Source organism: Streptomyces sp. NRRL S-495, assembly GCF_000966955.1.
GTDB lineage: Bacteria > Actinomycetota > Actinomycetes > Streptomycetales > Streptomycetaceae > Kitasatospora > Kitasatospora purpeofusca.
The window spans coordinates 1-11,266 of the sequence record NZ_JZWY01000814.1 but is presented as its reverse complement, the minus strand read 5'-3'; the positions used below and the strand labels follow the sequence as shown (position 1 = coordinate 11,266).

The following is an 11,266-nucleotide window of genomic DNA, read 5'->3' as shown; positions in this document are numbered from 1 at the left end:
CCGGGCGATCGCCACCCGCTGCTGCTGGCCCCCGGAGAGCTGGGCCGGGTACTTGTCCGCCTGGTCGGCCAGCCCGACCCGCTCCAGCAGCGCCCTGGACTTGGCGTCCGCCTCGGCCCTGGCCCGTCCGCGCACCTTGATCTGCGCCAGTGAGACGTTCTGCAGCACGGTCCGGTGCGCGAACAGGTTGAAGGACTGGAACACCATCCCGACGTCGGCCCGCAGCCGGGCCAGCCCCTTGCCCTCCTCGGGCAGCGGCCGGCCGTCGATCAGGATGGTGCCGGACTCGATCGGCTCCAGCCGGTTGACGGCCCGGCAGAGCGTGGACTTCCCGGAGCCGGACGGCCCGATCACCACCACGACCTCGCCGCGGCCGATCGTCAGCTCGATGTCCTGGAGCACGTGCAGCGCACCGAAGTGCTTGTTGACCCCGCGCATCTCGATCAGCGGGGTGAAGCCGCCGGGCCCGGGGCCGGAAGCCGGTCCGGGCCCGGGTGGCGGCTCGGCGGTGCTCACCGTCCGCGCCGCCCCTTCAGCAGCCAGCCGAGGGCCCCGCCGGCGATCAGGGTGCCCAGCAGGGCGATCCAGAGCGGAGCGGTCACGGTGAACACCCAGAACTGGATCTGCACCTTGTCGAGGTTGGCGAACAGGAACCACACCGCGAGGACGACGATGACGCCGATCCCGATGTACCGGGTGGGAATCCCACCGATCTCACTGCGCTTGGTGCCGGAGGCGCCGTCCGAAATCTTGGTCACCCGTGCAGTCTGCGGGCGAATGGGAGGGTTTGCCCGGCCACGCGCCCGGGAGTAACCCGCACGGGGCAACCCCGCCCCGCGCCGGGTCACCTCCCGTCACGCTCCGTGATTCTCTGTCATGCGCCGCCGACCGTGCTCCGTCGGCGGCGCGGTCTCACCCCTCGTCCCGCCAGGACCGCCACAGCGCCGCGTACGGACCGCCGGCCGCCACCAGCTCCGGGTGGCTGCCGTACTCGCTGATCCGCCCGTCCTCGACCACCGCGATCACGTCCGCGTCGTGCGCGGTGTGCAGCCGGTGCGCGATGGCGATCACCGTACGGCCCTCCAGCACCCGGGAGAGCGAACGCTCCAGGTGCCGGGCGGCCCGCGGGTCCAGCAGCGAGGTGGCCTCGTCCAGCACCAGGGTGTGCGGATCCGCCAGCACCAACCGGGCCAGCGCCAGCTGCTGGGCCTGCGGCGGTGTCAGCGCGGCGCCACCGGAACCGACCTCGGTGTCGAGACCGGCCGAAAGCGCGTCCACCCACTCCCCGGCGTCCACCGCGTCCAGCGCCCCGCGCAGCTCGGCGTCGTCCGCCCCGGGCGCGGCCAGCAGCAGGTTGTCCCGGAGCGTCCCGACGAACACATGGTGCTCCTGGTTGACCAGCGCCACCTCGGAGCGCACCCGCTCGGCCGGCATCCGGGACAGCGCCACCCCGCCGAGGGTCACACTGCCCCGGCCCGGGGCGTAGATCCCGGCCAGCAACCGGCCCAGCGTGGACTTCCCGGCCCCGGACGGCCCGACCAGGGCCACCCGGCTGCCCGGCGCGACGTCCAGGCTGATGCCGTGCAGCACATCGGCGCCCTCCCGGTAGCCGAAGCGCACGTCCCGCGCCTCGACCCGCCGCCCGCTCGGCCGGGCCTCGTCGTCGTTCTCCGCCATCGGCACCTCGTGCACGCCGACCAGCCGGGCCAGCGAGGCCTGCCCGATCTGCAGCTCGTCGTACCACCGCAGGATCAGGTCGACCGGGGCCACCAGCGCCTGCGCGTACAGCACCCCGGTGGTCAGCTGGCCCACGGAGATCCAGCCCCGCAGCGCGAACAGCCCGCCGAGCAGCAGCGGACCGAGCACCGCCAGGGTGTACACCGCGTCGATGGTCGGGAACCACGCCGAGCGCAGCCAGAGGGTGTACCGCTCCCAGGCGATCCACTCCGCCAGCTTGCGGTCGGTCAGCCGGACCCGCTGCTCGCCGAGCCGCAGCGACTCCACCGTCCGGCCCGCGTCCACCGTCTCGGCCAGCACGGAGTTCACCGCCGCGTACCCGGCGGACTCGTTCCGGTAGGACTGCGGGGCACGCCGGAAGTACCAGCGGGAGGAGGCCAGCAGCAGGGGCAGGCCGAGCAGCGAGGTGAGCGCGAGCAGCGGCGAGGTGACCACCAGGGCGCCGAGGACCAGCAGCAGCGAGACGATCGCCACCGCCAGCTCAGGCACCGCCTCGCGCACCGACTTGTCCAGCCGGTCGATGTCGGTGGTGCCGCGGGAGACCAGGTCACCCGTCCCGGCCCGCTCCAGCACACCGGTCGGCAGCGCCACCGAGCGGACCAGGAAGTCCTCCCGGAGGTCGGCCAGTACCCGCTCGCCAAGCACGGCGCCGCGCAGCCGCGACCACCAGGTGAACGCGGACTGCACCGCCAGCGCGAGCAGGTACCAGGCCACGGCCACCGTGATGGTGGACCCGGCGGTGCCGGTGGCCAGCGACTCGACCAGCGTGCCGAGCACGCACGGCCCGACCAGCCCGGCCACGGTGGCCACCGTGTGCAGCCCGACCACCGCCGAGAACGCCCCGCGGTGGCGCCGGGCCAGCACCCGGAGGTAGCCGCGCACGGCGGCCGGTGAGCCGACCGGCAGCGTGGTGGCCGGCCCCTGCTCCTGCTGGACGGGGGGCTTCATGCGTCACTCCTCGGCTCGGACGGGATCGGACGGTTCCACCGGGGCGCGGCGTCGGCGCGCACCCCGGCCGGGCGGCGGCGCCTCATGACCGCTCCCCCACCCGCGCCGGCACCTCGGCCCCCGGCACCTCGGCCCCCGGCCCGACCCGCACGGGCTCCTCCTCGCGGGTCACCACGGCCCGGTAGGCCGGCTCGCCGCGCATCAGCTCGCGGTGCGAGCCGCTCGCGGCCACCCGGCCGTCCCGGACCAGCACCACCCGGTCCGCCCGGTCGAGCAGCAGCGGGCTGGTCGCGAGGACCACCGTGGTGCGCCCCTCGCGGTTCTTCCGCAGCCCGGCGGCGATCCGGGACTCGGTGTGCGCGTCGACCGCACTGGTCGGCTCGTCCAGCACCAGGACCGGCGGGTCGGCCAGCAGCGCCCGGGCCAGCGCCAGCCGCTGGCGCTGCCCGCCGGACAGCGAGCGGCCCCGCTCGGTGATCTCCGCCCGCATCGCCTCGCCGCGGCCGGTCAGGCCCGCCGAGCCGTCCACCAGGGCGTCGAGCACGTCCTCCGCGCGGGCGGCGGCGAGCGCCTCGGCGGGCTCGACCCGGCCGGAGGCGGGGATGTCGAACAGCGCCGCGAGGGTGCCGGAGAGCAGCACCGGCTCCTTGTCGTGCACCAGTACGGCGGCCCGCGCCTCGGCCAGCGGGACGGTGTCCAGCTCGACGCCGCCGAGCCGGACCGAGGGCTCCGGCTGCCCGCCCTCGGCCACCGGGACGTGCCCGCCGAGCCGCTCGGCCAGCGCGCCGGCGAAGTCCGGGTCGCCGCAGACCACCGCGGTCAGCTCCCCGGCCCGGGCGGTCAGCCCGGTGACCGGGTCGTACAGGTCGGAGCGCGCCGGATCGGCGAGCCCGCTCGTCCCGGCGCCGTCGGTCCGGGTGAGCGAGAGCACCCGGACGGCCCGCCCGGCCGAGACCCTGGCGACGCTCCAGGCGTGCGCCGCCTCGCCGAGGATCCGCAGCGGCGCGGCCAGGAAGGCCGTGGCCCCGTAGACCGCGACCAGGGTGCCGATCGAGATCCGCCCCTCGGCCGCCTGCCGGGCGCCGTACCAGGTGATCCCGACCACGAACAGCCCGGGCAGCAGCACCTGCTGGGCCTGCATCAGGGACCAGATCCGGGCCGAGCGGACGGCGGCCGCGCGGACCTTCTGGGAGGCCGCCCGGTAGCGGTCGAGGAAGAGCTCCTCGCCGCCGATGCCGCGCAGCACCCGGAGTCCGGCCACCGTGTCGGCGGCCAGCTCGGTCGCCTTGCCGCCGAGCGCGCGCTGCTCGGTGTAGCGGCGCTCGAACGGCCCCAGCAGCGGCCAGACCGAGGCCGCGAGCACCGGCACCCCGAGCAGCACGGCCAGCCCGAGCACCGGTTCGGTGGCCAGCACCGCGGCGCTCACCCCCAGCCAGACCACGATCGCCCCGCGCAGCCGGGCGACCAGCTCGACGTACCAGCCGATCTTCTCGACGTCCCCGCTGCCGACCGCGACGATCTCGCCGGTGGCGATCCGCCGGGACAGCCCGGAGCCGAGGTGGGAGGCCTGACGGGCCACCAGCTGCCGGACCTGGCAGGCGGCGTGGATCCAGTTCCAGACCGCCTGACGGTGCAGCAGGACGGTGCCGACCGCGGAGACCGCCGCCAGCACCAGGGCGAGCACGCCGGCCCGCCACAGGGCGCCGGAGTCCCCGTCGACGACGGCCTGGACACCGAGGCCGACCGGCAGCGGCAGGGCCGCCTGGCAGCCCATCTCCAGCAGCGACCAGCAGGTGGCGAGCACCTGCCCACGCCGCTGGCCGCGCTGGAGCCAGCGCAGGAACCCGAGCGGGGAGGAGAGTTCCGGACGGCCGGGGTCGGCCAGCGGGAGGGTTTTGAGCAGCATGACGCTCCGTTGGAGGCGGCGCGGGCGGAGGGCGAGGGGGCAGGCCGGTAGGGTCACGGCCGTGGGTCGGTCAGGAGGTCATGGCAGCGAGACTGCCAACCCGGATGTGATCTGCGCAACAGGTTTTCCGCCCGTCGGACCCACCCCGTAGGCTGCTGCAAGCGCCGGTAGCGCGCGTCGGAAAATTTCTCCGGGACCGGGGAACAAATCCGGCACCCCCGCCGGTTGCCCCCTAGGAACCGTGGACGACCAGGAGAGGGCACTCCTTCCGTGAGCAACATCCCGAGCCTCGAGCTCAACGACGGCAACCTCATCCCCCAGCTCGGCTTCGGGGTCTGGCAGGTGCCGGACGCGGAGGCCACCGCCGCCGTCCGCGCCGCGATCGAGGCGGGCTACCGCTCCATCGACACCGCCGCGATCTACGAGAACGAGACCGGCACCGGCAAGGCCGTCGCCGATGCGCTGTCCGGCGGCATCGCCCGCGAGGACCTCTACATCACCACCAAGCTGTGGAACTCCGGCACCCGCGACTGGTCCGGCGAGCAGGGCCGCGACGCGGTGCTGCGCGAGTTCGACGCCTCCCTGGAGCGGCTCGGCCTGGAGTACCTCGACCTCTACCTGATCCACTGGCCGCGCCCGATGCACGGCAGCTACGCCAATGTGTGGAAGGCCCTGGAGCAGCTGAGCGCCGACGGCCGGGTCAAGTCGGTCGGCGTCTCCAACTTCGGCACCGAGCAGCTCACCCGGTTGGCCGAGGAGTCCTCGCTCGTCCCGGTGCTGAACCAGGTCGAGCTGCACCCGTACTTCCCGCAGGAGGAGCTGCGCGCCTTCCACGCCGAGCACGGCATCGCCACCGAGGCGTGGAGCCCGCTCGGCCAGGGCAAGGACCTCCTCGCCGAGCCGGCCCTGGTCCGGATCGCCGAGAAGCACGGCCGCACCGTCGCCCAGGTGGTGCTCCGCTGGCACCTGCAGAGCGGCATCATCGCGATCCCGAAGTCGGTCACCCCCTCGCGGATCAAGGAGAACCTCGACGTCGCCGGCTTCGAGCTGGACGCCGAGGACCTCGCCGCGATCGCCGGCGTCGCCACCGGCACCCGGATCGGCCCGGACCCGCAGGGCTTCGACTGGAACTGACCGGACCGGCGGCACCGCCCGCCCGCGCGTCAACGGCGAAGGCCGCCCTCCCGCATCGGGGAGGGCGGCCTTCGCCGTGTTGACCCGCGAACCGTCACCGGTCCGGGGCCGACGGCCCACGGTCGAGGACGGTCGGCCGACGGGTGAGCGACGGACGACCGCGGAGCGACCGGATGGCGAATCGTTTTGCCGGACGGCCGAGGCGTTCGCCTACAGCCGCGCCGCCTTGGCGATCAGCGCGAGCGCCGCCTCGTGCTCGTGCTCCTCCAGCGGAGCCAGCAGCAACCGCTGGACCTGGGCCACGCCCGCGGACGAGCGGTGCAGCAGGTCCTGACCCGCCGGCGAGAGCGACAGCAGGTTGCGCCGCCCGTCCGAGGGGTCGCGGCGACGCTGGACCAGGCCGCGCCGGACCAGCCGGCTGACCATCTCCGCCATCGTGGCCTTGTCCAGCGAAGCGAGCTCGCCCACCGTGCGCTGGTCGGCGCCCGGCTCCAGCTCGAGCGCGTCCAGCACCGCGTACTGCGGCGCCGTCAGCTCCGAACCGACGTGCTCCGACCAGAGCTTGGTGTGCACCTGCTGGCTCACCCTGATCAGGTAGCCGATCGCCCTCTGGGCGTCCAGCATCGGTCGCGCGTCCGTCAGGACGGCGACCTGGGCCGGCTCCAGTCTGGCTATCTTGGCCATCACACGGACAATCTCCAGCTGCTCCTCCGAGGTGAGCGGCTCGAAGAGCGTGCGCTGCACACGGACCACTCCGCCGGTGGCCTCGCGAACAGCCTGGGCGCCGCTCTGCGAGAGAGCGAGCAGCTTGCGCCGGCCGTCGGCCGGGTCTCGGCGCCGCAGCACCAGGCCGCGCCGGACCAGCCGGGCGACCATCTCGGCCATTGTGGCCTTGTCGAGCGAGGCACGCTCGCCGACGGTCCTCTGGTCGGCGCCCGGTTCGAGGGCGAGAACCAACAGGACCGCGAACTGCGGGGCCGTGAGATCGGCCCCGACATGTTCGGACCACAGTCGAGTGTGGACCTGCTGTGCAACGCGGATGAGGTGTCCGGGCGACTGCTGCAGTCGCGCGGACACGCGGGTCGTCGGGATCTCCCCCAGCACCATGTATCCGTCCCGATGTCACACCCGGTGTGTGTGGGACACCCGGGTGGGGCAGTAACGGCGAGTGGGCGTCCCGCTGTGAGGGAGGGCGCTCCAGCCGTGCAGCCGGTGGCTGCTGGCGGACACTATACAAACGGCAGGCCCTCGCTGGCAGGCAGGGGCGGATAGTAGACGCAGGTTCGGCAACATTGGCATATTTACTCGTCGTGCCGACCCGCCGGTAACCCGTTCGCAGGAGAAAGCCGACCGGTCGGTCCTTACCCTCGGTCACCTGCGCCTTCGCCCTGGCCGCGCTCCCTACCCGCCGGTAGGGTATGGCCACCCGGACGGATCCGCCCTCCGGATCGGCCCGGCGGAACCCGAGAGCCCGCCGTACGGTTCCTGGGAGTTCCCTGAGTACCGCGTTCCGGAACGGAACCGCGTCCGACCGGTCACCGGGGCGATCCCCGGTCGACACCCGAGCGACATCCGCGGACTCGCTCCGACGTCCGCGGACCTCCGAGAGAGACGAGACCGAGCATGACCGAGCAGACCACCTCCCCGCGGGTCGCCGTCGTCACCGGCGCCGCCCGCGGCCTGGGCGCCACCACCGCCGTCCGCCTGGCCGCCGACGGTTACGCCGTCGCCGTGCTCGACCTGGAGGAGTCGGCCGGCCGGGAGACCGTCGAGCGGATCACCGCCGCGGGCGGCCGGGCCCTCGCGGTCGGCGCGGACGTCTCCGACGCCGCCCAGGTGCAGGCCGCGGTCGACCGGATCGTCGCCGAGCTCGGCGCCCCGGTCGTGCTCGTGAACAACGCGGGCGTGCTGCGGGACAACCTGATCTTCAAGATGACCGAATCCGACTGGGACACGGTCATGAACGTGCATCTCCGCGGCGCGTTCCTGATGACCCGGGCGGTCCAGAAGTACATGGTCGACGCCGGTTTCGGACGGATCGTCAACCTCTCCTCCTCCTCGACCCAGGGCAACCGGGGCCAGGCCAACTACTCGGCCGCCAAGGCGGGTCTGCAGGGCTTCACCAAGACCCTGGCCATCGAGCTCGGCAAGTTCGGCATCACCGCCAACGCGGTCGCCCCCGGCTTCATCGCCACCGACATGACGGCCGCCACCGCAGCCCGAGTGGGCATGGACTTCGAGGAGTTCAAGGCCGCCGCCGCCACCCAGATCCCGGTGCGGCGCGTGGGCGAGCCGGAGGACGTGGCCAACACCATCGCCTTCTTCGCCGGCGAGGGCGCGGGTTTCGTCTCCGGTCAGGTGGTCTACGTGGCCGGTCAGGTGGTCTACGTGGCCGGCGGCCCCCTCGACTGAACCCGCGAACCTACGCAGGGTTACCACGGGGTGGGAACCGGCTCGGCCGGTCTCCCGCCCCGTGTTTTTTTGCCTGAATTTGGGAAGAGGCACACGAACACCATACGGACATTCGATCCGAAAACGTCTCCAGAGCATCCCGTAGCGGCCTCGAGTGATCGGAGAACGCCTTTGCGGCGGAATTCAGAATGCCTCCGGTAATGCCCTCGGGGCCATTTGTGGGGTTACTGCCCGACATCCGTCGAACGACCGCGAAGGACAGTGAAGGACACAGGACAGACACGCCCTAGCCTTCCCAGCTACGCACCACCACCCCGTCCCGCACCGAGAGGTTGAGCCGCCCCTCCCGGTAGTCCATCGTCATCGCCGCGCCCTGCGGCAGCACCCGCACCGAGGCCCACCCGTGCCGACGGGCCAGCTCCTCGGCCCGTTCGATCCGCAGCCCCGCGTAACCCTCCGCGTCCGTGTCCGTCATCGCCCCTCCCCGGCTCGCCCAGCGGACGTACGCTGGAATCGTAGACCGCCTGTACGAGGACCGCCCGTACGAACCGGCAAGGACCGGGAGGTGACCGCGGATGCCCGCCACGACCCCGCGGCGGTGGCACAGCGGCACCGAACCCGCCACCGCCCGCAGCGACCTCAAGCTGCGCTACCTGCTCTCGCTGACCTTCACCCCGCTGTTCGCGCTGGCCACCGCGGGGTTCGCGGTCTGGGCCGCGAACGCCCCCGAAATGGGTGCGCCGAGCCAGGGCACCCTCACCGGCTTCGCCGTGGCCTGCGGGATCCTCACCCTGTTCGCCGCCGTCGATCTCGTCATCGTGGTCCGGCGCCGCCGGACCGAGCTCTGACCCGCGGTCTCCCGCGGGGTGGGAACCCGGCGCCCCGGCGACCCTGTGACCCGGCGACCCGGGCGACCCGCCCCCACCCCGCGAAACGCGTCCGCGCGAACTCAGCGGCCGCCGACCGCCTGCTTCACCAGCGTCCGCCCGAAGTCCCACATCAGGCCGCTCCCCCGGTGCGCGTCCTCCATCACCTCGGTGAACGCCTCCACGAACCGGTCCACGTCCCGCTCGGTGATGATCAGCGGCGGAATCAGCTTGATCACCTCCAGATGGTCCCCGGACACCTGGGTGAGGATCCGGTGCCGCTGCAGCAGCGGCACCACCACCATCTGGGCGAACAGCCCCTTGCGGGCCGCCTGGAGGGCCGTCCAGCCGGTCCGCAGCTTCAACGACTTCGGCCGCCCGAACTCGATCCCGATCATCAGCCCGCGCCCCCGCACCTCGGCGAGCAGCTCGTACCGGTCGACCAGCGCGGTCAGCCGCGCCCGGAAGTAGTCGCCCACCTTGCGGGCGTTCTCCACCACCTGCTCGTCCCGGATCACCTCCAGGGTCGCCAGCCCGGCCGCCATCGCCTGCGCGTTGGAACCGAAGCTGGCCGAGTGCACCAGCACCCGGTCCATCGAGGAGTACACCTTCTCGAAGATCCAGCCCTTGCCGAGGGTCGCCCCCACCGGCACATAACCGCCGGAGAGCGCCTTGGCCGCGCACACCAGGTCCGGCAGCACGCCCTCCTCGTCCTGGTAGGCGAAGAACTCGCCGGTGCGCCCGATCCCGGTCTGCACCTCGTCGCAGATCAGCAGCGCCTTGTGCTCGTGCAGCAGGTCCTGGGCGGCCCGCAGCCAGCCGGGCGGCGGCGCCTGCACACCCTTGCCCTGGATCGGCTCGACGATCAGCGCCGCGACGTCACCGCGCTTCAGCTCCTTGGCCAGCGCCCCGAGATCGCCGAGCGGGATCGCGGTGTCCGGCAGCAGCGGGTCGAAGCCCTTGCGGAACCCGTTCTCGCCGTTCACCGACAGGGAGCCGGTGGTCAGCCCGTGGAAGGCGTGGTCCGCGTACAGGATCCGGCGGCGGCCGGTGGCGTACCGGGCGAACTTCAGCGCCGTCTCGACCGCCTCGGTGCCGCTGTTGCCGAAGAACACCCGGTCCAGCCCCGGCGTGTACGACAGCAGCCGCTCGGCGAGCAGGCCGGGCAGCGGCGAGCAGTCGAAGCGGACCAGGTCCGGCAGGTCGAGGTCCATCACCTGCTGGACGGCCGAGCGGACCACTGGGTGGTGGCGCCCCAGGGCGAAGATGCCGAAGCCGGCCAGCATGTCGAGGTACTCGTTGCCCTCGGCGTCGTAGAAGTACTGGCCCCGGGCCCGCTCGTAGTACTTGTCGAAGCCGATGGTGTGCAGCATCCGGGCCAGCTGCGGATTCAGGTAGCGGCTCTGCAGCTCGTACCGCTCCTTGCCCCGCTCGGCGAGCAGGGCGGCCAGGTCGAAGCCCGGTGCGGCGCGGTCGGGACGCTGAGCGGTGCGATCGTCGGGGTCAGCCGGCATGGCGCTGGTTCGCTCCTCGGTTCGGAAGGTCCCGGTTCGGAAGGTCCCGGTCGGAACGCCCCCGGTCCGGCAGTCCACCGGCCGGAAGCAGGTGCTTGGCGAAGGCGGCGGTCTGGGCGGCGACCCCGGTACCGGTCAGCCCGGTCTCCTCCAGGATCTCCCCGCGCGCGGCGTGCCCGAGGAACTCCTGCGGCAGGCCCAGCACCCGCACCGGGACGTCCACGTCGGCGTCCCGCAGCGCCTGGGCGATCGCCGCACCGACGCCGCCGGTACGGCCGTTGTCCTCGACCGTGACCACCAGCCGGTGCCGGGCGGCGAGCTCCGGCAGGGCCGGGTCGACCGGCTTGACCCAGCGCGGGTCGACCACGGTCGCGGTGAACCCCTCGGCGAGCAGCAGCCGGGCCGCGTCCAGCCCGGCGGCGGCCGTGGTACCGACGGTGACCAGCAGGATCTCCGGCAGCTCCCCGGTGCGCAGCAGCACGTCCACGCCGCCGACCCGCTCGATCGCGGGGACGGCCGGGCCGATGGTCGCCTTGGGGAAGCGCACCACGGTCGGGGCGTCGGCGACGTCCACCGCCTCGCGCAGCTGGGCGCGCAGTTCGTCGGCGTCGCGCGGGGCGGCGAGCCGCAGCCCGGGGACGACCTGGAGGATCGACATGTCCCACATGCCGTTGTGCGAGGCACCGTCCGGACCGGTCACGCCGGAGCGGTCCAGTACGAAGGTGACGCCGAGCCGGTGCAGGGCGACG

General features: G+C 73.1%; 11 protein-coding genes. 3 read left to right on the top strand and 8 right to left on the bottom strand.

What is annotated here, in order from left to right:
- The 4 genes from VR45_RS34040 to VR45_RS34025 form a co-directional block, all read right to left on the bottom strand.
- On the bottom strand, positions 1–447 hold a 447-nt coding region (locus VR45_RS34040), incomplete at its 3' end, for an ATP-binding cassette domain-containing protein (RefSeq protein WP_234326436.1).
- A gap of 65 nt (positions 448–512) precedes the next feature.
- A complete protein-coding gene (locus VR45_RS34035; protein WP_052709591.1) occupies positions 513–758 on the bottom strand; it encodes a LapA family protein in 246 nt (81 codons plus the stop codon).
- Between the two features lie 154 nt (positions 759–912).
- Positions 913–2,685: an ABC transporter ATP-binding protein gene (locus VR45_RS34030; protein ID WP_045943767.1), complete on the bottom strand. Its 1,773-nt coding sequence runs from the start codon at positions 2,683–2,685 to the stop codon at positions 913–915.
- Positions 2,686–2,767: 82 nt separating this feature from the next.
- Complete coding sequence (locus VR45_RS34025; protein WP_078897124.1) at positions 2,768–4,591, bottom strand: ABC transporter ATP-binding protein; 1,824 nt, start codon at positions 4,589–4,591, stop codon at positions 2,768–2,770.
- A gap of 270 nt (positions 4,592–4,861) precedes the next feature.
- Here VR45_RS34025 and VR45_RS34020 point away from each other — a divergent pair, with 270 nt between their 5' ends.
- On the top strand, positions 4,862–5,725 hold the full coding sequence (locus tag VR45_RS34020; protein WP_045943766.1) for an aldo/keto reductase: 864 nt from the start codon (positions 4,862–4,864) through the stop codon (positions 5,723–5,725).
- 210 nt (positions 5,726–5,935) lie between these two features.
- On the opposite strand, the gene VR45_RS49405 is transcribed toward VR45_RS34020, so the two are convergent.
- Positions 5,936–6,832 carry a MarR family winged helix-turn-helix transcriptional regulator gene (locus VR45_RS49405; protein ID WP_051742929.1) on the bottom strand — a complete coding sequence of 299 codons (897 nt, stop codon included), beginning with the start codon at positions 6,830–6,832 and terminating at the stop codon, positions 5,936–5,938.
- A gap of 516 nt (positions 6,833–7,348) precedes the next feature.
- On the opposite strand from VR45_RS49405, the gene fabG reads away from it, so the two are divergent.
- Positions 7,349–8,137, top strand: a complete 789-nt coding sequence (gene fabG, locus VR45_RS34010) for a 3-oxoacyl-ACP reductase FabG (protein WP_045943765.1) — start codon at positions 7,349–7,351, stop codon at positions 8,135–8,137.
- Positions 8,138–8,423: 286 nt separating this feature from the next.
- Here the strand turns inward: fabG and VR45_RS34005 are convergent, their stop codons facing one another.
- Positions 8,424–8,612, bottom strand: coding sequence for an I78 family peptidase inhibitor (locus VR45_RS34005; RefSeq protein WP_045943764.1), 189 nt, complete (start codon positions 8,610–8,612; stop codon positions 8,424–8,426).
- A 100-nt stretch (positions 8,613–8,712) separates the two neighbouring features.
- On the opposite strand from VR45_RS34005, the gene VR45_RS34000 reads away from it, so the two are divergent.
- Entirely contained in the window at positions 8,713–8,985 is a 273-nt protein-coding gene (locus VR45_RS34000) for a DUF6343 family protein (RefSeq protein WP_045943763.1), read from the top strand.
- 101 nt (positions 8,986–9,086) lie between these two features.
- Here the strand turns inward: VR45_RS34000 and VR45_RS33995 are convergent, their stop codons facing one another.
- Both VR45_RS33995 and VR45_RS33990 read right to left on the bottom strand, forming a co-directional pair.
- Positions 9,087–10,517: an aspartate aminotransferase family protein gene (locus VR45_RS33995; RefSeq protein WP_045943762.1), complete on the bottom strand. Its 1,431-nt coding sequence runs from the start codon at positions 10,515–10,517 to the stop codon at positions 9,087–9,089.
- Positions 10,507–11,266, bottom strand: a 760-nt coding sequence (locus tag VR45_RS33990) for a transketolase C-terminal domain-containing protein (RefSeq protein ID WP_286163580.1), incomplete at its 5' end; no start/stop codon positions are given. The genes VR45_RS33995 and VR45_RS33990, both read right to left, overlap by 11 nt.